The 23094-nt window shown below is 32.0% G+C and carries 16 protein-coding genes; 8 read left to right on the top strand and 8 right to left on the bottom strand.

Annotation, left to right across the window (positions count from 1 at the left end; genetic code table 11):
- Positions 1–38 precede the first annotated feature (38 nt).
- The 5 genes from GN138_RS02440 (at position 39) to bshA (ending at position 6987) form a co-directional block, all read left to right on the top strand.
- Positions 39–821: a (Fe-S)-binding protein gene (locus GN138_RS02440; protein WP_157361768.1), complete on the top strand. Its 783-nt coding sequence runs from the start codon at positions 39–41 to the stop codon at positions 819–821.
- A gap of 20 nt (positions 822–841) precedes the next feature.
- A complete protein-coding gene (locus GN138_RS02435; protein ID WP_157361766.1) occupies positions 842–1327 on the top strand; it encodes an ABC transporter ATPase in 486 nt (161 codons plus the stop codon).
- Positions 1328–1404: 77 nt separating this feature from the next.
- Complete coding sequence (gene serB / locus GN138_RS02430; RefSeq protein ID WP_317162696.1) at positions 1405–2628, top strand: phosphoserine phosphatase SerB; 1224 nt, start codon at positions 1405–1407, stop codon at positions 2626–2628.
- 121 nt (positions 2629–2749) lie between these two features.
- Positions 2750–5707 carry a glycoside hydrolase family 3 N-terminal domain-containing protein gene (locus GN138_RS02425; protein WP_157361764.1) on the top strand — a complete coding sequence of 986 codons (2958 nt, stop codon included), beginning with the start codon at positions 2750–2752 and terminating at the stop codon, positions 5705–5707.
- 143 nt (positions 5708–5850) lie between these two features.
- Positions 5851–6987, top strand: a complete 1137-nt coding sequence (gene bshA / locus GN138_RS02420; RefSeq protein WP_157361762.1) for an N-acetyl-alpha-D-glucosaminyl L-malate synthase BshA — start codon at positions 5851–5853, stop codon at positions 6985–6987.
- Here bshA and GN138_RS02415 read toward each other — a convergent pair.
- The 5 genes from GN138_RS02415 to thrA are packed head-to-tail and all read right to left on the bottom strand — an operon-like array spanning position 6984 to position 12496.
- On the bottom strand, positions 6984–7334 hold the full coding sequence (locus GN138_RS02415) for a ribose-5-phosphate isomerase (protein ID WP_157361760.1): 351 nt from the start codon (positions 7332–7334) through the stop codon (positions 6984–6986). The two genes, bshA and GN138_RS02415, sit on opposite strands and share 4 nt — an antisense overlap.
- A gap of 5 nt (positions 7335–7339) precedes the next feature.
- Positions 7340–7783 (bottom strand): hypothetical protein, encoded by a 444-nt coding sequence (locus tag GN138_RS02410; RefSeq protein ID WP_157361758.1) that lies wholly within the window; start codon positions 7781–7783, stop codon positions 7340–7342.
- A 23-nt stretch (positions 7784–7806) separates the two neighbouring features.
- Complete coding sequence (gene thrC, locus GN138_RS02405) at positions 7807–9096, bottom strand: threonine synthase (protein ID WP_157361756.1); 1290 nt, start codon at positions 9094–9096, stop codon at positions 7807–7809.
- Positions 9096–10019, bottom strand: coding sequence for a homoserine kinase (locus tag GN138_RS02400; protein WP_157361754.1), 924 nt, complete (start codon positions 10017–10019; stop codon positions 9096–9098). The genes thrC and GN138_RS02400 overlap by 1 nt, the downstream gene beginning before the upstream one ends.
- A 2-nt stretch (positions 10020–10021) precedes the next feature.
- A complete protein-coding gene (gene thrA / locus GN138_RS02395; RefSeq protein ID WP_157361752.1) occupies positions 10022–12496 on the bottom strand; it encodes a bifunctional aspartate kinase/homoserine dehydrogenase I in 2475 nt (824 codons plus the stop codon).
- A gap of 393 nt (positions 12497–12889) precedes the next feature.
- On the opposite strand from thrA, the gene GN138_RS02390 reads away from it, so the two are divergent.
- Positions 12890–14455, top strand: a complete 1566-nt coding sequence (locus tag GN138_RS02390) for an NAD(P)H-hydrate dehydratase (RefSeq protein WP_157361750.1) — start codon at positions 12890–12892, stop codon at positions 14453–14455.
- Between the two features lie 70 nt (positions 14456–14525).
- Here the strand turns inward: GN138_RS02390 and GN138_RS02385 are convergent, their stop codons facing one another.
- Positions 14526–15560 (bottom strand): TlpA family protein disulfide reductase, encoded by a 1035-nt coding sequence (locus GN138_RS02385; protein WP_157361748.1) that lies wholly within the window; start codon positions 15558–15560, stop codon positions 14526–14528.
- A 128-nt stretch (positions 15561–15688) separates the two neighbouring features.
- Between GN138_RS02385 and hutH the strand changes: the two genes are divergently transcribed.
- Positions 15689–17218: a histidine ammonia-lyase gene (gene hutH, locus GN138_RS02380; RefSeq protein WP_157361746.1), complete on the top strand. Its 1530-nt coding sequence runs from the start codon at positions 15689–15691 to the stop codon at positions 17216–17218.
- A gap of 14 nt (positions 17219–17232) precedes the next feature.
- On the opposite strand, the gene GN138_RS02375 is transcribed toward hutH, so the two are convergent.
- Together GN138_RS02375 and GN138_RS02370 are read right to left on the bottom strand one after the other, a co-directional pair.
- A complete protein-coding gene (locus tag GN138_RS02375; RefSeq protein ID WP_157361744.1) occupies positions 17233–17604 on the bottom strand; it encodes a hypothetical protein in 372 nt (123 codons plus the stop codon).
- Between the two features lie 80 nt (positions 17605–17684).
- Positions 17685–20234 (bottom strand): ATP-dependent Clp protease ATP-binding subunit, encoded by a 2550-nt coding sequence (locus GN138_RS02370; protein ID WP_157361742.1) that lies wholly within the window; start codon positions 20232–20234, stop codon positions 17685–17687.
- A 274-nt stretch (positions 20235–20508) separates the two neighbouring features.
- Between GN138_RS02370 and gyrA the strand changes: the two genes are divergently transcribed.
- Positions 20509–23061 (top strand): DNA gyrase subunit A, encoded by a 2553-nt coding sequence (gene gyrA, locus GN138_RS02365; protein ID WP_157361740.1) that lies wholly within the window; start codon positions 20509–20511, stop codon positions 23059–23061.
- The last annotated feature ends 33 nt before the right edge of the window (positions 23062–23094 follow it).

Genomic DNA, 23094 nt, shown 5'->3' with positions numbered 1-23094 from the left:
ACAAAGAAACAGTTACACAATTAAATAAACCTGATAGAATGAGTGAGCAACTAAAAGTGCCAACTATGGCAGAAATGATGACAGAAGGTAAGCAACCAGAAATTTTATTTTGGGTTGGTTCAGCTGGTAGTTATGATGATAGAGCAAAGAAAATCACAAAAGCTTTTGTTAAGATTTTAAATAAAGCGAATGTTGATTTTGCCGTTTTAGGAACTGAAGAAAGTAATACAGGAGATGTTGCAAAACGTGCAGGTAATGAGTTTTTATTTCAGATGCAAGCCGTTATGAATATTGAAGTTTTAAACGCTTACGAAGTAAAACGAATAGTAACCTGTGATCCTCATTCATTTAATTGTTTAAAAAACGAATATCCTGGGCTTGGCGGTAATTATGATGTTATTCATCATACCCAATATATCCAAGAATTAATAAGTACAGGGCGCTTAACATTAGACGGAAACACTTATAAAGGAAAACGTGTCACTTTTCATGATCCATGTTATTTAGGTAGAGCAAATAGTGTATATGATGCACCAAGAGATGTACTTAAAAAAACAAATGCAACTTTAATAGAAATGAAACGCCACAAAGGTACGGCGTTATGTTGTGGAGCAGGAGGTGCACAAATGTTTAAAGATGCAGAACCAGGAAACAAGGAAATTAATGTTCTTAGAACCGAAGATGCTATTGAAACACAACCAGAAATTATAGCAACCGGTTGCCCATATTGTAATACCATGATGACGGATGGCGTTAAGTTTAAAGAAAAGGAAACCGAAATTACAGTAATGGATATTGCAGAACTTATTGCAAACGCCTAAAATCTCCAATTTAAAATTTTATGTTAGTAGATTTTAACACATTACCAGAAGAATCTAGAGTTTGGATTTATCAAGCAAATCGTTCGTTTTCTGAAGAAGAAATTGATCAAATTAAATCGCAATTAGATACATTTATTGAGGCTTGGACAGCACACGGAAAAGATTTAAAAGCGGGTTATAAACTTGTTTATAAAAGATTTATAGTAATAGCTATGGATCAGAGTCTAAATAGTGCAACAGGTTGTTCTATAGATAGTTCAGTGAGTTTTATACAACAATTAGAGCAACAATACAATGTAGATTTAATGGATAAAATGAATGTGTCTTATAAGCAAGGCGAATTTATTGCGTATAAGCCATTGAGTGATTTTAAGAAAATGGCACAACAAAAAGCAGTGTCTAAAAAGACAATTGTATTTAATAATTTAGTTACAAATATTGCGGAGTTTAATGAAAACTGGGAAGTACCTGCAAGCGAAAGTTGGCATAATCGATTTCTTAAATAAGATTTTACATTAAACCTTTTTATATATAAAATAGATTAGTCACTTTTACGACAATTAACAACAACGAAACTTACATTGTGGCAACAGATATTTTTTTACTAAACATTTCAGGACAAGATAAACCAGGATTAACCTCTAGCTTAACAAGTGTTTTAGCTGAATATGATGCCAAGGTTTTAGATATAGGACAAGCAAATATTCACGATACCTTATCATTAGGTATAATGTTTGAAATTAAGTCGGGTAAAAAATCAGCTGCAGTTCTAAAGGATTTGCTTTTTAAAGCTTATGAATTAGGGATTACGGCCAAATTTTCACCAATTTCACTTCAAGATTATGAAGATTGGGTAAGTCTTCAAGGCAAAGACCGATACATTGTAACCATTTTAGGAGAAAAATTAACCGCTGAGCAAATCTCTGAGGTAACTAAAGTTATTTCTAGTAGAAATTTAAATATAGATTCTATAAAACGATTAACTGGACGATTATCATTAGTTGAAAAAGTTGACTATCCAAGAGCATCTATTCAGTTGTCTATTAGAGGAAAAATTGAAGATAAACCTGATTTTACACAGAAAATCATGGATATTTCAAATGATCTAGATGTCGATATTGCGTTTCAAGAAGATAATATTTTTAGAAGAAATAGACGTTTAGTTTGTTTTGATATGGACTCAACTTTAATTCAAACTGAAGTTATTGATGAACTCGCAGAATTAGCTGGTGTAGGAGAAGAAGTAAAAGCAATTACAGAATCTGCAATGCAAGGCGAAATAGATTTTAATGAAAGTTTTAAAAGAAGAATGAAACTTTTAAAAGGTTTGAGTGAATCTGTTTTGCAAGAAGTAGCAGAACGCTTACCAATAACAAAAGGGGCAAGACGACTAATTGATACATTACATAATTACGGTTTTAAAACCGCTATTTTATCTGGTGGTTTTACATATTTTGGACATTATTTGCAAAAAAAATTAGATATAGATTATGTCTTTGCAAACCAATTAGAAATTAAAGATGGCGCCTTAACAGGTGGATATCTTGGTGATATTGTAGATGGTAATAAGAAAGCTGAATATTTACAGCAGTTAGCTGATGAAATGGGTATTGATATTAGCCAAACCATTGCTGTTGGAGATGGTGCTAACGATTTACAGATGCTAAATCTTGCAGGTTTAGGCATTGCATTTCATGCCAAACCTAAAGTAAAAGACAATGCGCAGAGTTCTATTTCTAGTATAGGATTAGATGGTGTGCTTTATTTGCTAGGTTACCATGATAGGCATATAGATTTACTATCTTAAACCGCACTAAATTGTTTATTTTATCGTTTATAAAAGTATCTTAAAGTCTTCATTCTTCCTTTAAAATATGCTAATTTGGCACAATATTCGTTATTTTAAATAAAACGATAAAAGATTGTCAATGCGTTACATTTTACTTTTCCTTATATGTAGTTGTTTTCAGTTTAATTTTGCACAAGATTATTCTAAAAATCCACTTCAAACTAAAGATTCTATTCAACAACAAAAATGGGTGGATAGTCTTTATAATTCTATGTCTTTAGATGAAAAAATAGGCCAGTTATTCATGGTTCAGGTATTTTCAAATAAAGGAAAAACACATGAAAACGCTATTGCTAGCTTAATTAAAAAACATCATATTGGCGGATTAATTTATTCAAATGGAGGACCAATTCGTCAAGCAAAATTGAATAATGAATTACAGGCGGCTTCTAAAATACCATTGTTAATTGGTATGGATGCAGAATGGGGTTTAAGTATGCGTTTAGATTCTACGTATGCCTTTCCTTGGAATATGACTCTTGGTGCTATAACAGATAACAATTTAGTAGAACAAACAGGCAGATATATTGGTGAGCATTGTAAACGCCTTGGAGTTCATTTTAATTTTGCTCCTGCGGTAGATATTAATACAAATCCAAATAACCCAATTATTGGTAACCGTTCTTTTGGTGAAGATCGAGATAATGTTACCGATAAAGGTTTAGCATTTATGAAAGGTATGCAAAGTGCTGGCACGTTGGCCAACGCAAAGCATTTTCCTGGTCATGGTGATACTGAAGATGATTCGCATTTAAAGTTACCTACCATCAATTTTAGTGCAAAACGAATTGATTCTATTGAGCTATATCCTTACAAAAAGTTAATTAAGCAAGGTTTAGCAAGTGTTATGGTTGCGCATTTAAATGTGCCTAGTTTAGAGAAGCGAAGAGACTTTCCGTCTTCATTATCTAAACATATAGTAACTGATATATTAAAAGAACAATTAGGGTTTAATGGTCTAATTTTTACAGATGCATTAACAATGAAAGGTGCTGCAGATTATGTAGCTAAAGGTGTAGATGGTACTAATAAAAAGAGTTTAGTGACAGGTGGCGAAATAGATTTAATGGCATTTTTAGCCGGTAATGATGTTATGTTAATGTCTGAAAATCCAGCAAAAGGAATAGCTAAATTTGTAGAGGCTTATACAAGTGGGACAATTACTGAAGAGCGTTTGTCGCATTCAGTAAAGAAAATATTAATGGCCAAATATAAAGTAGGTTTACATAATTATTCACCTATTGGAATTTATAATTTAGAAAAAGATTTAAACAGACTTAAAGATGATGCACTCTACGGAGAACTCATGGAAAATGCTATTTCTGTTGTCAAAAATACTGATGCTTTATTACCGTTTAGAGATTTAGAAACAAAGAAAATAGCGTATGTTTCGCTTGGTAATGACGATGGTTCAGCATTTTTAGATGAGTTAAGAAAATATACAAAAATACATGAAATAAGAGCAGATAAGCTAGACGGTTTACTTACAAAGCTTCAAAATTACAATACCGTTGTAATCGGTTACCATAAGTCTAATGCCAATCCTTGGAAAAGTTTTAAATTCTCTCAAAAAGAATTGGCTTGGCTATATGAAATTTCTAGAACCAATACGGTTGTATTAGATGTTTTTGCAAGACCATATGCTTTAAACGATTTATTGTCTGTAGAAAATATTGAAGCTATTGTAATGAGCTATCAAAATAGTGAGATTGCGCAACAAAAATCGGCACAACTTTTATTTGGAGCTATTGCTGCTAAAGGAAAATTACCTGTAAGTGCAGGTGAGTTTTTTCCATTAGGTACAGGAGAAACATATAACTCTATAATGAGTTTAAGTTACGGATTGCCAGAGCGTGTAGGTATGGATTCTAAATTATTAAGCAAAATAGATTCTGTGGCCAACCACGCTATTAACGAAAAAATGACACCAGGAATTCAATTATTAGTGGCCAGAAAAGGTAAAGTAATCTATAATAAAAATTTTGGTTATCATACTTACGCTAAGCAGAATAAGGTAGATTTTGATGATATTTACGATGTTGCATCGTTAACAAAGATATTAGCAACATTACCAGTGTTAATGGAATTAGAAGAAAGAGGTTCTATTTCATTAGATAATACTTTAGGTCAGTTAATGCCAGAATTTAAAACCACGAATAAGAAGAATATCACCTTAAAAAAAATGCTTTCTCATTATGCGAGATTAAAACCTTGGGTGCCTTTTTATTATGCAACATTAGATTCTGTAACAAAACAACCAGACCCCAAATATTATAGAAAAAAACGTACAGAAGGGTTTGAAGTAGAGGTAACTAATACGCTTTTTATGCGTAATGATTATCAAGATTCTATTCAGAAAATCATTAGAGAAACAGAATTACTGTCTAGCTTACGTTACCGTTATAGTGATTTACCATATTATATTCTTAAAAACTATCTTGAAGGTTTCTATGATAAACCATTAAACGAAATAGCACAAGACCGTTTTTATAAATCCTTAGGCGCAAATTATACAACTTATAATCCTCGAAAAAAATTCAGCTTAAGAAATATTGTTCCAACAGAGATTGATAATTATTATCGCTATAAAAAAGTACATGGTTATGTCCATGATATGGGTGCAGCAATGCAAAATGGAGTAGGAGGACATGCTGGTGTTTTTAGCAATGCCAATGATGTCGCTAAAATTATGCAAATGTATTTGCAAAAAGGATTTTATGGAGGTAAACGCTATCTAAAAAGTGAAACTATAGATAAATTTAATCATTGTTATTATTGTGATAGCGATAATAGAAGAGGCATTGGTTTTGATAAACCTCAGTTAGGTGACTCTGGTCCAACTTGTGGTTGTATATCTATGACTAGTTTTGGGCATTCAGGTTTTACAGGTACATATGCTTGGGCGGATCCAGAAGAAGAAATTGTCTATATCTTTTTAGCTAATAGAACTTATCCGCAAGCAGGTAAAAATTTGTTGCTACGAGAAAATATTAGAACCGAAATTCAACGTCTTATTTATGAGGCAATTATTGAGTAAGTTATAAAGTTGAACGTTAAAAAGTTATTAAAACCTAAGATGGCAGAATTAAATCCTATAACTTTAACTAAAAATTGGAATGTGAAAGCATTGTAAATAATTTACGACTATAAACGCACTTTAATTTCAAGAATTAATTATATATGAAAATAGGAATAGTATGTTACCCAACATTTGGAGGTAGTGGAGTCGTTGCGACAGAATTAGGCTTAGAGCTTTCTAAACGTGGTCACGAAATTCATTTTATCACCTATAGTCAGCCCGTAAGACTAGAATTGTTGAGTAGTAATGTTCATTTTCATGAAGTGCATGTACCAGAATATCCATTATTTCATTATCAGCCATACGAGTTAGCATTATCTAGTAAATTAGTAGATATGGTAAAATTGCATGGTATAGAATTATTCCATGTGCATTATGCCATTCCTCATGCTTATGCTGCGTATATGGCGCAACAAATGTTAGAAGATGAAGGTATTATAGTGCCTATTGTAACCACTTTACATGGTACAGATATTACTTTAGTAGGTAGCCATCCATTTTATAAACCAGCAGTAACGTTTAGTATTAATAAGTCTGATGCGGTTACGTCTGTTTCAGAAAGTTTAAAAAAAGATACACTACGATTATTTGATATTAAAAAAGATATTCATGTCGTTCCAAATTTTATAGATTTAGAAAAGCACGAACCTAAATTTACAGATTGTCAACGAGCTATGATGGCAGATGATAATGAGCGCATAATTACACATATTAGTAATTTTAGAGAAGTTAAGCGTATACCAGACGTCATTAAAATATTTTATAATATTCAAAAAGAAATTCCTGCAAAATTAATGTTGGTTGGTGAAGGCCCTGAAAAAGAAGGTGCTGAAATATTAGTGGAAGAATTAGGAATTTCAGATAGTGTAATTTTCTTAGGAAATAGTAATGAAATAGATCGTATTTTATGCTTTACGGATTTGTTTTTATTGCCATCTAATACAGAAAGTTTTGGATTAGTAGCGCTTGAAGCCATGGCAAGTGGTGTTCCTGTTATTTCTACTAATACTGGTGGGTTACCCGAAGTAAATGAAGATGGATTTTCGGGTTATTTAAGTGATGTTGGTGCTGTAAAAGATATGTCTGCAAATGCTGTAAAATTACTATCTGATGTAGATACTTTGAATAAATTTAAAGCGAATGCAAAAATACAATCTCAAAAATTCGATTTGCATAATATTGTACCTATGTACGAGAAAATATATGAGGAAACCTTAAAAAAGTTTATGGCTGTTTAGTTAGACCAAACAGCATAACCTTCACGTCTTAATTCTATTGTTATTTGTTCTTCAGCCTTTAAAGCTTCTGCTCTTGTAAAAAAAGGATCTATATGATTATATAAACTCGGACGTAAATACGTACCATATTTTTCAACAATGTTTGACGAGATTTTGTAACCTTTCTTATTTCTATGCCCTGTTTTATGCTGAAGAAATCTTTCCTTAGGCGTTTTACTCGTCATGCCAACATACAAACATTCTAAAACACCATTAAACTGTGGATTTGCTTTTCTAAACTTCGCATTTTCAGTAAATACACGTTTAGAAAGTTCTATCACGTAAATGGTGTAAAGTGTTTTTGGCATATGGTTTAAACCTTAAACATTTTTAAAGACCTTTTTTTAAAGTTAAGAGTTACACTTTTAAAACTACCATTAACAATCATATTTTTCTCTGATTCATTTAATATGAAACTAACTTTAGTTAACCATATATTTGAAACATTAGAAAAATCAGATTCAATTTCTTTAGTATCTGAAGGAATTAGAATACTCCGTTTATCAGTTTCAAAGACTAACTCACAACCTTTAAGGGTTTTAATATTGGTTGTACTTAAAATTGAAACATTTAAAAATTCATAACCAGCTAGATTTTGAAAAGACCCAAATAATTGACCAAGTTTAGATTCAGCAAGTTTTGTACCTTTAATATTCTGTATTAAATCTTCTGTAAAAGTATCAACATGATTGCGCTCCATAGCTTTGATGTTTCCAAATCCAGCTAACACTTTATCTATGGTTTTAAAAATATTCATGGTAAACTATGGGTTGTTGCCGTTTACTTCAACAAAAAGGCTTTTAAATCTTCATAAGAACTCGCTTTAATTGAAACTTTTTCTTTATCCATAACAGCTTTAATTTGAGAAGGTAAAGGCACGGTTTTCTCAATAACGTCTTCAACAACATCTAAGAATTTTGTTGGATGTGCTGTTTCTAAAAATACCACATGAGCATCATTATTTTCTAAATACTTTTTTGCACCTAAATAACCAACTGCACCATGCGGATCAGCAATATAATTGTGTTCTTTATAGATTTCTAGTAGTGCTGCTTTAGTTTCCTCATCAGAAAAACTATACGATGACAAGTTAGATTTTAACGTATCAAAATCATTGTTATGTAATTCTTGAATTCTAATAAAATTACTAGGATTACCAACATCCATAGCATTACTAATGGTTTGTACGGATGGTTTTGGGTTGTAGGTTTGAGATATCATATAGTTCACAACCGTATCATTTGCATTGTTAGATGCAATAAAGTGTTTAACAGGTAAACCTAATTTTTGTGCAACCATACCAGCGCAAATATTTCCAAAGTTTCCGCTTGGTACAGAAAAGGCGATATCTTTATGTTTAGATTTTAATTGCTTATACGTAAACATAAAGTAAAACAACTGTGGTAGCCAACGCGCAATATTTATTGAATTTGCCGATGTTAATTGCATTTTACTCGTTAACTCCTTATCCATAAAGGCACGTTTTACCATGTCTTGGCAATCATCAAAAACACCATCTACTTCTAGTGCTGTAATATTTTGCCCTAGAGTGGTTAGTTGTTTTTCTTGTATGTCGCTTACTTTTCCACTAGGATAAAGTATAACAACATTTACACCGTTTACACCTAGAAAACCATTAGCTACAGCGCCTCCTGTATCTCCAGAAGTTGCCACTAAAACGGTAACATCATTAGTGTTTGTTTTGTTGAAATAACCTAAACATCTTGCCATAAAACGAGCGCCAACATCTTTAAAAGCCATGGTTGGTCCATGAAATAATTCTAGTGTAGAAATATGCTCATTAATCTCAACAACAGGAAAATCGAAGTTTAAAGTTTCTTCTACAATTGTTTTTAGTACATCTTCTGGAATTTCTGGAAGTATAAATTGTTTAATGGCTTCAAATGCGATTTCTGTATTCGATTTATCTTCAATAGTTTCAAAAAATGAAGGGTCTAAAGGTGTTATTGATTCAGGAAAATATAAACCTTTATCTGGCGCAAGTCCACGGACTACAGCATCTGCAAAAGTTGTATTGGCTGCTTTTTTATTTAGAGAGTAATAGTTCATTATAATGTTTTTATACCTTGGGTATTAATTTTAGAAACGTAAGTTTCAAATTGTATGTTAGATTTTGAGTATGCATTCTGCATAGATAACTGAACAGCTTTGGCAGTAGCTTCACTTTTACTCAATGCGAAAATTGAAGGGCCAGAACCAGAAATTGCACAACCTAAAGCTCCTGCTTCTAATACAGCCGATTTTACGTCATCAAAATGCGGAATCAATTGTTTTCTGTAAGGTTCTATAACCACATCAGTTAAAGATTCTTTTATTAAATTGTAATCTGAAGTGTGTAAACCATGAACCAAACTTCCAACATTTGCCCATTGTGTTATGGCATTTTCTAAAGGAATTTCTTTTGGAAGAATTGCCCTAGATTCTGATGTTTTAACTTCAATCTGTGGATGAATTAAAGTTGCAAATAAATCTGGAGGTGTTGGTAATTCTAAAACCTTTAACGGACATGCACTTTTAACAAGTGTGAAACCTCCAAAAATTGCAGGCGCTAAATTATCTGCATGTTCGCATTTGCTAGCTAAAGCTTCGCCTTTCATGGCAAAATTAGTGAGTTCGGTATTGTTTAATGGCTTTCCTAATAATTCGTTCATACCAAAAACACTACCTGCAGCACTTGCAGAACTACTACCAATACCACTTCCTGGTTTTATCTTTTTATAAATTTCAATTTCGAATCCACAATCTGGCTGTAACGCATTGTACATGGCTAGTGCCGAAACACCAGCAACATTCTTCTCGGCTTCAAAAGGAAGGTCGTAACCTTCAATTTTTGTGATTTTAATCCCATTTTCTTCTGTTTTTCTAATCACCATTTCGTCTCCAATGGTGTCTAAACAAAAACCAAGGACATCAAATCCGCAAGCGACGTTAGCGACTGTAGCAGGCGAAAATATTTTGATTTCGTTTTTCATGCTTAATTATTAGCAATTCTTATAATATCTGCAAACAATCCAGAAGCTGTAACATCTGCACCAGCACCAGCACCTTTAATAATCATAGGTTGTTCTGGGTAACGCTGTGTGTAAAACATTACAATATTATCTTTTCCTTTTAAGTTGAAAAAAGGATGACCTTCAGGAATTTCTTTTAAGCCTACTTTGGCTTTTCCGTCATTAAATTCGGCTACAAATTTTAGTTGACAATTTTTATCTTCAGCGGATTTAAATAAACCTTGGTAATAAGCTTCGTCTGTTTTTAAGGTTTCAAAAAAATCATCAACAGAAGAGGCATTCATTGCCGCATCTGTTAAAAAATTATCGCTTTCTAAATCGGCAAGCTCAATAGCGTGTCCACTTTCTCTAGCCAAAATTAAAACTTTTCTTGCAACATCAATTCCACTCAAATCAATTCTTGGGTCAGGTTCTGTGTAACCTTCTTCTTGTGCTTGTTTTACCACATCATAAAATGTAGTTTCAGCATTAAAGTTATTGAATATAAAGTTTAAGCTGCCAGATAAAACAGCTTGTATGGTATTGATTTTATCGCCAGAAGTTATTAAATGACTCAATGTGTCTATAACCGGTAAACCTGCACCAACATTGGTTTCAAATAAGAATGAGGCGTTGTATTTACGAGATAATGTTTTTAACTCATTGTAATATTCAATATTACCAGAACATGCAATTTTGTTACACGCTACAACAGAAATACTTTGTTTTAGATATTCGCCATAAATTTTAGACACCGCTTCGTTTGCAGTGATATCTACAAAAACAGAGTTTCTTAAATTTAAAGATTTTGCATGCTGAAAGAATCCTTCTAAACTTGCTGTTTCTCCAGCTTCTAATTGTTCTTTCCAGTTTTTAAGATCAATACCTTCATCATTTACAACCATTTTTCTAGAATTTGATAATCCAGTAATTCTTAGGTTGATTTTAAAGTTTTCTTTAACGTATGCTTTTTGTTGCTTTATTTGTTCAATAAGTCGTTCGCCAACATTACCAACACCTGTAATAAACAGATTAATTTGTTTCGTTTTTATTTCAAAAAACTGCTCGTGTAAACTATTTAAAGCTTTTTTTACATCGTTTTTATGGATAATAGCAGAAATATTTCGCTCAGATGCACCTTGTGCAATCGCTCTAATATTAACGTTGTTTTTACCAAGTGTACTAAACATTTTTCCGCTAATACCTTGGTGGCTTTTCATTTTATCGCCAATTACCGCAATGATAGATAAATCTGTTTCAACAACAATTGGGTCTATTTTTTGTAAGGCAATTTCGTATTCAAAAACCGTATCAATAACTTCTTTAGCGCGTTGTGCATCGTTTGCAGAAATACCAAAACATATAGAATGTTCTGAGGACGATTGTGTTATTAATATGATATTAATTTTCTCTTGAGCAAGTGTTTCAAAAAGACGTTTACTAAAACCAGGAACACCAACCATACCATTACCTTGTAAGGTTAATAATGCAATGTTTTCAATATTACTTATACCTTTTACTGGCGAATTATCTGTATTAACGGTGTTTTTTGTTATAGTTGTCCCAATTGCTTCGGGTTCCATTGTATTTTTAATAACAATAGGTATTTGTTTTTTAAGCACAGGCATCACAGTAGGAGGGTAAAGAACTTTTGCACCAAAATGCGATAGTTCTACAGCTTCTTGATATGATAATTCAATAATAGGAGAAGCTTGTTTTACCAGCTTAGGGTTTGTGGTGTACATACCACTAACATCTGTCCAGATTTGTAATTCGTTTGCATCCATTGCAGCGGCAATAATTGCAGCTGTATAGTCTGATCCACCACGACCTAATGTTGTAATTTCGCCATGTGTAGATTTTGAAACAAAACCAGGAAATAAAACAATTGAATTAGAATTAGTACTAAAGAAATTTTGGATATTAGAATTGGTAACTTCAAAATTTACAATAGCATTATTAAAGTTAGAATCTGTAACAATAACCTCTTGTGAGTTTTTTAGTGCAGCATCTAAACTTCTAGATTTTAAAGTATGATAAATTATAGTAGACGATAAAGCTTCACCAAAACTTAATAATTTATCTTTTGTTTTTGGTGATAATTCATTAATAAGGTAAATACCGTTAAGAAGACTTTTAAGGTCGTTTAATTTTTCTGAAATGATGTCGCTTAAACTATCTCGTTGTTTTTTTATTTCATTATCATTTGCTGAGTTTTCAAATAACCCTTCAATAACTTTATTATGTATAGACCAGATTACATCGTATTTTTGTTTGTAAGCTTCGTTTTTATTACAAGCTAAATTTGCAGCTTCTAATAATTTATCTGTAATACCGCCAACCGCAGAGACTACAACGGCAATATTTGTATTTTTAGATTGTTGATCTAATATAGTTATAACTTTATTTATGTTTTCGGCTGAACCTACTGATGTTCCACCAAATTTAAGGACTTTCATATTTTTTAAAATTTAAGAGAATAAAATGTCTGTATAGACAAAAAGGGACGAAGTGCATATTAGAAATTACCCCAAAGGGTAATAATAGTTGAAATAAAAAACATAGAAATAGACATACCGAATGTATGTGAGATTGTATTTTCTGATATGTTTATTTTTTTCGTCATTACATGTCAAAAGTATTATTTTTACAGTAATAAAAAAACTAATTTTTCCTTTTTAGGGAATTTTTAAAAAAGCGCTAGTCTTTGCAATTAAATTGAATTATTCCTAGCGTTTTGTGAAAAGTTTTAAACTATTCACATGAAACAATTGCTATGTTGAAATAAATTCTCAAAATGAAGTTTATTAGTAATGTTACATGTAATCACATTTAAATTATAACAAGTACAGATGAAATTATTTTCGAAAGAACAGATTTATGAAGGCGATAAATTAACTACTGAGCGTCAAAAAATAACATCAACAGATTTAATGGAACGTGCCGGAATTCAGATTTTCAACTGGATTCATACGCGTATGCAAGGTGCTCAAGTACCAATCCATGTGTTCTGCGGAATAGGTAATAATGGAGGTGATGGTTTAGTGTTAGCAAGGCACTTAGTTACACATGGCTATAATGTTGTTACTTATATAGTTAATTGCAGTGATAAACGTTCTAAGGATTTTCTAATTAATTATGATCGTATAAAAAACGTATCAAAGGAATGGCCAAAAATGTTGAGCTGTAAAAATGATTTTTCTGAAATAATAATAAAGGAAGAAGATATCATAGTAGATGCTGTTTTTGGTATTGGATTAAACCGTCCACCCAATGATTGGGTAAAAGCATTGTTTGAACAATTCAGAGTATCTAAAGCATTTACATTATCTATTGATGTGCCTTCCGGTTTATACACAGATAAGGTTGTTGAAGATGAAAAAAATGTAGTTAATGCTAATTATACATTGAGTTTTCAGACGCCTAAATTGGTATTCTTTTTACCTGAAACAGCAAAATTTACTGTACAGTGGGAAGCCTTAGACATTGGTATTGATCGCGATTATTTAATAAATACCGATACAGAAGTAGAACTTATTTCAAAACATGAAGTTTTACCACTTTATAAACCGAGACAAAAATTTTCTCATAAAGGAGATTTTGGACATGTATTAATATTAGGAGGAAGTTATGGGAAAATAGGAGCCGTTAATTTAGCGAGTAAAGCAGCTTTAAGTTCTGGTGCTGGACTAGTAACAGCTTATACTCCAAAATGTGGTTATCAAAGTTTACAATCTGCAATACCAGAAGTTATGGTTGTTACAGATAATGATGAAACACACATTTCTAATATTGATTTTACCATTGAGCCAACAGTAACTGGAGTAGGAGTAGGACTAGGAACTTCTGCTAGAACAGCTAAAACTTTTGAAGCCTTTTTAAAAACCAATAAAACACCTTTGGTTATTGATGCTGATGCTATTAATTTATTATCTAAAAAGAAGGCTTTGCTAAAATTGTTACCAGAACAAACTGTATTAACACCACATCCAAAAGAGTTAGAACGTTTGATTGGCAAATGGTCTAATGATTTTGAAAAACTTAATAAGGTAAAAGAGTTTTCAAAGAAATACAATGTTATAGTGTTAATAAAAGGTGCTAATTCTATTACTGTTTATCAAGATAAACTTTATATAAATACAACAGGAAACCCAGGAATGGCAACAGCAGGTTCAGGAGATGTTTTAACAGGAATTATTTCTGGTCTCATAGCTCAAGGCTACGAGCATTTGTCAGCAACCATTTTTGCAGTTTACTTACATGGAAAATCTGCAGATATTGTGCTAGAAGATTATGGTTATCAAAGTTTAATAGCAAGCCATATAATTGATGGTGTAGGTAAAGCATATATTGATTTGTTTAAACAACCAGAACAATCAAAAGAAGCTGAACAACAAGCAGAACCAAAACAACAATAAAAAATGTACAACAGAAAAGCCTGTCTATAATTAACTAGACAGGCTTTTTTTATTGTGCATAGAGTATTAATTATAATAACTCATTCAATAATTTTGTTAAAGCAGGATTAGATGGTCTAGGCGCATCAGCACTTACTATATTTCCATTAGGATCAATAAGAATAAATCTAGGTATAGAAGTTACCTGATAACTTTTCATGAAATCTGAAGAAAAAGCTTTATCTGCTAATAGTTGAACACCACCTAGGTCTTTATCTACAATCATTTTTTTCCAACCTTTATAGGCTGCTGCAGCATCGCTTTTATAACCACGTCCGTTATCTACAGAAATACTAACAAATTCAATGTTTTTATCATGAAATTGCTCTTCAACTTTTTTTAGCGAAGGGATTTCTTTAATGCAAGGTCCACACCATGTTGCCCAAATATCAATGTAGACATATTTACCTTTAAAATCTGAAAGTGATGTATTTCCTCCAGCATTATTTTCATAATTTATAAAATCAGGAGAAGGGCCACCTTTTGGTAAGGCTTCACGAGCAGCTAGTTTTCCTGTCATAAATCTTGTAACTTGTTGTAACGTTCTATCAATATTCCTATCCATCATTTTTATATGAAGAGAATCAACTTCAGGATACGTTTTTTTTAATTTTTCATAACCTAATTTGTACTGTTTTGTAGCTTCTTCAAATTCAGCTCTAGAGCCATTAGCAATTAAATTTTGTGTAAAATGTTCTTTGGATAATAAATAAGATTTTAAAGAAAAATTATTAATATCAGATGCATCTCCTGCAAATTCCATAGAGTCTACAAAAGAATTATAATCGGTTTCAAAAGAAGTTACATTGTCGTTTTTTAAGTATATAGGCCCAATTTCTTTTCCATGTTGAAAATTAAAATCACCTGCCACAACTTTTAAAGTATCTTCAAATGTGCCATCATCATTTAATGTTATAATTTTTTCGTATTCTCTTCCTCGGTAAATTTTAAGTGTTTTACTTTCATCTGGGTTATTAATTTTTCCAGAAAGTGTAACATAATCTTTCGGTTCTCCTTTGCATGCAACTATGGTAATAATTGAACAAAGTAATACTATTTTTTTCATTGTTTTCAATTTTTTTAGGAATGTAAAAATAAGCATTAATAGGTAAAAACAAAGTAGGAATGAATTATTAACAAATCCTTGTAATCTCCAAAATTATTCTCAATTTTGAATACTAAATATTTCGACTAATGAACAACTATCATGTTATCTCTTCTGGTGCTTTAGATATTGTAACTATTTATAATATTTTTTATAAAAATAAGAAGCTAAAACTCTCTGAAGGTTCTATTAAGAATATAAAGAAATGTAAGTCTTATTTAGATGATAAACTCACTAATAACAAAAAACCAATGTATGGTATTAATACAGGGTTTGGTTCCTTGTATAATGTTAAAATTTCTGATTCAGATTTAAGTCAGTTACAAGAGAATTTAGTAATGTCTCATGCTTGTGGAACAGGTGAACGTGTGCCAGAATCCGTTGTTAAAGTTATGCTTTTATTGAAAATTCAGTCGTTAAGTTATGGTCATAGTGGTGTGCAATTGGCAACTGTAGAACGACTTATTGAGTTTTTTAATAATGATATTTTTCCATTTGTTTATACGCAAGGTTCTCTTGGTGCGTCTGGTGATTTAGCACCATTAGCACATTTGGCGCTTCCACTTTTGGGTAAGGGAAAAGTAGTGCATAATAATGAGGTTTTTGAAGCTTCCGTGATATTAGAAAAGTTTAATTGGAAACCAATTACTTTAGAAGCAAAAGAGGGGTTAGCTTTGCTAAATGGCACACAATTTATGAGTGCTTACGGTGTGTATTTATTATTATTGTCTCATAAAACATCGTATTTAGCAGATATTATAGCAAGTATATCATTAGATGCTTTTGATGGTCGTTTGGACCCTTTTCATGATTTAGTCCATGCTGTTAGACCTCATCCAGGTCAACGAAAGGTGGCAAGACGTTTTAATGAATTTTTAAAAGGAAGTGAGTTAATTTCTCGCGATAAAGAACATGTACAAGACCCGTATTCATTTAGATGTATTCCGCAAGTACATGGTGCAACAAAGGATACATTAGATTTTGTAGAGCAAGTGATATTAACTGAAATTAATTCAGTTACGGATAACCCAAATATTTTTCATGAAGAAGACTTGATTATTTCTGGAGGAAATTTTCATGGTCAACCATTAGCTTTAGCATTAGATTACTTAAAAATTGCTATGGCAGAAATTGGTAATATTTCTGAACGTAGAGTTTTTCAATTAGTATCTGGTTTAAGAGGTTTGCCAGCTTTTTTGGTTGACAATCCAGGTTTAAATTCTGGTTTTATGATTCCGCAGTATACAGCAGCAAGTATTGTAAGTGCCAACAAACAATTAGCAACACCAGCCAGTGTAGACAGTATTGTGTCTAGTAATGGTCAAGAAGATCACGTTAGTATGGGTGCAAATTCAGCAACACAAGCTTACACTTTAGTTAAAAATGTAGAGCGTATAATAGCTATTGAATTAATGAATGCTTCCCAAGCGATAGAATTTAGAAGACCCTTAAAAACGTCACCTTTATTAGAGTCGTTTTTAGAGCAATACAGAAAAGTAGTTCCATTTATAAAAGTTGATGAAGTATTACACGACGATATTCAGGCTTCAATTCAATTTTTAAAAGATGTTGATATAGAAATTGAAGAGTTGTTTTTAAATCATTATAATTTGAAATAAATTGATTCTGTTTATTATGTGTTGTTTATTATATCATTTCCCCATTCAATAGCTTCTTTCATATTAGAAAATATTTTGTAGGGTTTATTGTAAAATAGTTTTTCTATTTGGGCATTTCCTATTGCTTTATTATTATCTGAAATTATAGCAAGACCTACTAAATTTTCAATTTTTGAAACTTGGTAGTAAACTTTAGGGTCTAATGAATAAGAATTAATTCTATTTGATAAATAGAAAAAATTTGAGTTTTTAAAATACGTTTGTGCAACATCTAAAAGTACTTTATGTTGCTCTACAACTATATGTTCTCCATCATTTATCGTTGTAATAATGTGATTATCATATATTTCCATTTGACAAAAGTCAAAGGTTAATAAATCTCTCATTTTTAAGGGTTGGTTAGGGAAAGAAAGATAAAAAAAACTCCTTTATTTTAAAGGAGTTTTTTAATTTGTTCTGATTTATTTTAAGATTCTGTTGTTTTTTCAGAAGATTTTATTTGTATGCTTAAGTCGTCATCGTTTTCATTAAAATCAATTAGAATTGAATCTCCTTCATGAATTTTAGAATTAATAATTTCTTCGGCTAAAGCATCTTCAACATATTTTTGTATGGCTCTATTAAGTGGTCTTGCCCCATATTGTTTATCAAAACCTTTTTCTGCAATATAATCTTTAGCTTTCTCTGTTAATTCTAATGAATATCCTAGTCCTTTAATTCTTTCAATTAGTTTAACCAATTCAATATCAATAATTTTATTAATATCCTCTTTTTCTAAAGCATTAAATACAATTACATCATCAATTCTATTTAAAAACTCTGGAGCAAATGCTTTCTTTAAAGCATTTTCTATTACGCCTTTAGCATGATCAGATTCTTGGGCAATTGCGGCAGAAGTTCCAAAACCGACACCAGTACCAAATTCTTTAAGTTTTCTGGCACCAATATTAGATGTCATTATAATTATAGTATTTCTAAAATCTATTTTTCGTCCTAAACTATCTGTTAAATAGCCATCATCTAAGACTTGTAAAAGCATATTAAAGACATCTGGATGTGCTTTTTCAATTTCGTCTAATAAAACTACAGCATAAGGCTTGCGTCTTATTTTTTCTGTTAATTGCCCACCTTCTTCATATCCTACATATCCAGGAGGTGCACCAATTAAACGAGAAATTGCGAATTTCTCCATGTATTCACTCATGTCAATTCTAACTAAAGAATCATCACTCTCAAATAATTCGCGAGCTAAAACTTTAGCCAGCTGTGTTTTACCTACGCCAGTTTGACCCAAAAAGATAAATGAACCAATTGGTTTATTTGGATCTTTAAGTCCAGCTCTATTTCTTTGTATAGCTTTAACAACTTTAGCAACGGCTTGATCTTGCCCTATAACCTTTCCTTTTATTAGATCTGGTAATTGCGCTAGTTTATTAATTTCGGTTTGAGCAATCTTATTTACAGGTATACCTGTCATCATAGAAATAACATCAGCGACGTTATCTTCTGTTACTACTTCTTTATGAAGTTTTGTTTCTTCTTCCCATTTTTCTTGCGCTGTTGCTAACTCTTTTTCTAATCGTTTTTCGTCATCTCTTAGTTTTGCAGCTTCTTCATATTTTTGCTTTTTAACAACACTATTCTTAGTTTCTTTAACTTCTTCAAGTTTCTTTTCTAGTTCAATAATTTGTTTAGGAACATCAATATTAGTAATATGAACTCGAGAACCAGCTTCATCTAAAGCATCTATAGCTTTGTCTGGTAAAAATCGTTCGGTCATATAACGATTAGTTAATTTTACACAGGCTTCAATAGCTTCATCGGTGTAGTCAACGTTATGGTGTTCTTCGTATTTTCCTTTTATGTTGTTAAGGATTTCTATAGTTTCTTCTACAGAAGTTGGCTCAACAATTACTTTCTGAAAACGACGTTCTAATGCGCCATCTTTTTCAATATATTGTCTATACTCATCTAAAGTGGTTGCACCAATACATTGTATTTCACCTCTTGCTAGAGCTGGTTTAAACATATTAGAAGCATCTAGACTTCCGGTTGCGCCACCTGCACCTACAATGGTATGAATTTCGTCAATAAAAAGAATAATGTCATCATTCTTTTCAAGTTCGTTCATAACGGCTTTCATTCGTTCTTCAAACTGACCTCTATATTTTGTTCCGGCAACTAAACTTGCTAAATCTAAGGTCACCACACGTTTATTAAATAATGTACGAGATACTTTTCGTTTTACAATTCTAAGTGCCAGTCCTTCTGCGATAGCAGATTTACCAACACCAGGTTCACCGATTAATAATGGGTTGTTTTTCTTTCGTCTACTTAAAATCTGAGACACACGTTGTATTTCTTTCTCTCTACCTACAACTGGATCTAATTTACCTTCTTCTGCAAGTACAGTTAAGTCTCTTCCAAAATTGTCTAATACAGGTGTTTTTGATTTCTTGTTAGTTTTGCCTGCTTGTCCTCCAAACGGATTCTGTTTAGCTTGTTCATCTTCATTAATATCATCATCAGAAAACGACTCTGCTTTTGGAGTTTCTAAATAATCATCTTCGCTCGTTGCCATAGATTTAAATTCTTCTTTTACGTTATCATAATCCACTTTAAGCTTATTAAGAAGCTTTGTTGTTGGATCATTTTCATTTCTTAAAATACACAATAATAAATGTGCTGTGTTTATTGAGGTGCTTTGAAACAGTTTTGCTTCTAAAAATGTAGTTTTTAATGCACGCTCTGCTTGCCTTGTTAAATGCAAGTTCTTCTTTTCGTTAGATGTTGTAACTATGTTAGGATTAGCAGGACTTAAAATCTCTACTTTGCGTCTTAAGTGATTAAGATCAACCTCTAGCGCACCTAAAATATCTATTGCTTTACCGTTACCATCTCTTAATAAGCCAAGCATTAAATGCTCTGTGCCAATAAAATCATGACCTAAACGTAAAGCTTCTTCTTTGCTGTAAGCAATAACATCTTTAACTCTTGGGGAAAAATTATCATCCATACTAAATTCCTTTCTGCTTTAAAAATAATAAAAACATATTAGGTAACAGGCAAAAACCATACCTTAAATTATATCTTTATGTAATGAGTTAAACGAAGAGAGTAAAAAAGCATTTTAAATCAAAGAAAAATAGGAGATATTTATTAACTAAAAAGATATTAAATATTGTTAATAAAAAAACCTAAAAACCAAGCTAGATTTGTTTAGAAACAGTAGTATTTTGGTTATATTAGCATGTTATTGAATATTACAAAAAAACTAATTAATTTTATATATGGCAGAAGGAGAAAAACTCATTCCAATTAACATAGAAGATGAAATGAAATCGGCCTACATTGACTATTCAATGTCGGTCATTGTGTCACGTGCGTTACCAGATGTAAGAGATGGATTAAAACCAGTGCATAGACGTGTACTTTATGGTATGCATGAACTTGGTGTTAGATCTAGTGGAGCACATAAAAAATCCGCGAGAATTGTAGGAGAGGTTTTGGGAAAATACCATCCACATGGTGATACTTCAGTTTATGACACAATGGTTCGTATGGCTCAGGAGTGGAGCTTACGATATATGTTAATTGATGGCCAAGGAAATTTTGGTTCTGTAGATGGTGATAGTCCGGCTGCTATGCGTTACACAGAAGCGCGTATGCGTAAGATATCTGAAGAAATGCTTGCAGATATTGATAAAGAAACCGTAGATCATAAATTAAATTTTGACGATACTTTAGAAGAACCTACTGTATTACCAACACGTATTCCTGGTTTATTGGTAAACGGTGCATCTGGTATTGCTGTTGGTATGGCAACGAATATGCCTCCTCACAATCTTACAGAGGTTGTTAACGGAACTATTGCTTATATTAATAATAATGACATTGAAATAGATGAATTAATACAGTATATAAAAGCACCAGATTTTCCAACGGGAGGAATAATTTATGGATACGACGGTGTAAAGGAAGCTTTCCATACAGGTCGTGGGCGTATAGTAATGCGTGGAAATGCTGTAGTTGAAGAAGTTCAAGGAAGAGAATGTATTATAGTTACTGAAATTCCTTATCAGGTTAATAAGGCTGATATGATTAAGAAAACAGCAGACCTTATTAATGATAAAAAACTTGAAGGAATTTCCTCTATTAGAGATGAGTCTGATAGAAATGGAATGCGTATAGTTTATGTATTAAAACGTGATGCTATACCTAATATAGTTCTCAATAAACTATTTAAATATACGGCTTTACAATCTTCTTTTAGTGTAAATAATATTGCCCTAGTAAATGGACGTCCTCAACTTTTAAACTTAAAAGAGTTAATTCATCATTTTGTTGAACACAGACATGATGTGGTTGTGAGACGAACAACTTATGAATTACGTAAGGCTGAAGAACGTGCACATATATTAGAAGGATTAATTATAGCATCAGATAACATAGATGAGGTTATAAAGATTATCCGAGCATCATCAAACGCAGAAGAAGCTCGTAATAATTTGATAGAGCGTTTTAAACTTTCAGAAATTCAGGCAAAAGCTATTGTAGAGATGCGTCTGCGTCAATTAACTGGTTTAGAGCAAGACAAGTTACGTGCAGAGTACGATGAGATAATGAAAACAATTATTGATCTTAAAGATATCTTAGACAAGAAAGAACGTCGTATGGATATTATAAAAGAAGAACTTGAAGTTGTTAGAGATAAATATGGTGATGAGCGTCGTTCTGTTATAGAATATGCAGGTGGAGATTTGAGTATAGAAGATATGATTCCAGATGAACAAGTTGTAATCACAATTTCTCATGCTGGTTATATTAAACGTACGTCACTAACAGAGTACAAAACACAAAATAGAGGAGGAGTAGGACAAAAGGCCTCTACTACACGTAATGAGGATTTCTTAGAGCATTTATTTGTAGGTACTAATCATCAATACATGTTATTCTTTACGCAAAAAGGAAAATGTTTTTGGATGCGTGTTTATGAAATCCCTGAAGGATCTAAAACATCAAAAGGTAGAGCAATTCAGAATTTAATTAATATTGAGCAAGACGATAAAGTGATGGCTTTCATATGTACTCAAGATTTAAAGGATGAGGATTACATTAATAGTCATTATGTAATAATGGCAACAAAGCAAGGTCAGGTTAAGAAAACGTCTTTAGAACAGTATTCTCGTCCTAGATCTAACGGTATTAATGCAATTACCATTAAAGAAGATGACGAGTTATTAGAAGCTAAATTAACTACAGGCGAAAGCCAGGTAATGTTAGCTTTAAAATCTGGTAAAGCCATTAGATTTGAAGAAGCAAAAACAAGGCCTATGGGTAGAAATGCTTCTGGTGTTAGAGGAATTAGACTTCAAGATGAAAAAACAGATGAAGTTATAGGAATGATTGCTGTAAACGATATGGACAGTAACATTTTGGTGGTTTCAGAAAACGGGTATGGAAAGCGCTCTAGTTTAGAAGATTACAGAATAACAAATAGAGGTGGTAAAGGTGTAAAAACAATATCTATTACCGAGAAAACCGGAAATTTAGTATCTATTAAGAACGTTACTGATGATGATGATTTAATGATTATAAATAAATCTGGAATTGCTATAAGAATGGCAGTAGCAGATTTGCGCGTTATGGGTAGAGCAACCCAAGGTGTGAAATTAATAAATCTAAAAGGAAAAGATTCTATTGCAGCCGTGGCTAAAGTGATGAAAGATGATGATGAGAACATTGAAGATATAGAGGCTGAGTTAATAGAAGGCGATGTAAAAGAAGATAAGTCATCTGACAATACAGACCCAAAAGAAGATGGCACGGCTATTGATAATTAAAAACTAAAACTAATATTTAACAAAAAAACTATT

This window comes from Winogradskyella endarachnes, from assembly GCF_009741275.1.
GTDB lineage: Bacteria > Bacteroidota > Bacteroidia > Flavobacteriales > Flavobacteriaceae > Winogradskyella > Winogradskyella endarachnes.
The sequence above is the reverse complement of the archived record's forward strand: the minus strand, read 5'-3'. Positions and strand labels throughout refer to the sequence as shown.

Coding starts and splice junctions, on each gene's coding strand:
- GN138_RS02390 (WP_157361750.1), top strand. CDS start 12,890: ATGAAATTATTTTCGAAAGAACAGATTTATGAAGGCGATAAATTAACT.
- GN138_RS02410 (WP_157361758.1), bottom strand. CDS start 7,783: ATGAATATTTTTAAAACCATAGATAAAGTGTTAGCTGGATTTGGAAAC.
- GN138_RS02415 (WP_157361760.1), bottom strand. CDS start 7,334: ATGCCAAAAACACTTTACACCATTTACGTGATAGAACTTTCTAAACGT.
- GN138_RS02385 (WP_157361748.1), bottom strand. CDS start 15,560: ATGAAAAAAATAGTATTACTTTGTTCAATTATTACCATAGTTGCATGC.
- bshA (WP_157361762.1), top strand. CDS start 5,851: ATGAAAATAGGAATAGTATGTTACCCAACATTTGGAGGTAGTGGAGTC.
- GN138_RS02370 (WP_157361742.1), bottom strand. CDS start 20,234: ATGGATGATAATTTTTCCCCAAGAGTTAAAGATGTTATTGCTTACAGC.
- GN138_RS02440 (WP_157361768.1), top strand. CDS start 39: ATGAGTGAGCAACTAAAAGTGCCAACTATGGCAGAAATGATGACAGAA.
- GN138_RS02375 (WP_157361744.1), bottom strand. CDS start 17,604: ATGAGAGATTTATTAACCTTTGACTTTTGTCAAATGGAAATATATGAT.
- gyrA (WP_157361740.1), top strand. CDS start 20,509: ATGGCAGAAGGAGAAAAACTCATTCCAATTAACATAGAAGATGAAATG.
- GN138_RS02435 (WP_157361766.1), top strand. CDS start 842: ATGTTAGTAGATTTTAACACATTACCAGAAGAATCTAGAGTTTGGATT.
- thrA (WP_157361752.1), bottom strand. CDS start 12,496: ATGAAAGTCCTTAAATTTGGTGGAACATCAGTAGGTTCAGCCGAAAAC.
- hutH (WP_157361746.1), top strand. CDS start 15,689: ATGAACAACTATCATGTTATCTCTTCTGGTGCTTTAGATATTGTAACT.
- GN138_RS02425 (WP_157361764.1), top strand. CDS start 2,750: ATGCGTTACATTTTACTTTTCCTTATATGTAGTTGTTTTCAGTTTAAT.
- GN138_RS02400 (WP_157361754.1), bottom strand. CDS start 10,019: ATGAAAAACGAAATCAAAATATTTTCGCCTGCTACAGTCGCTAACGTC.
- thrC (WP_157361756.1), bottom strand. CDS start 9,096: ATGAACTATTACTCTCTAAATAAAAAAGCAGCCAATACAACTTTTGCA.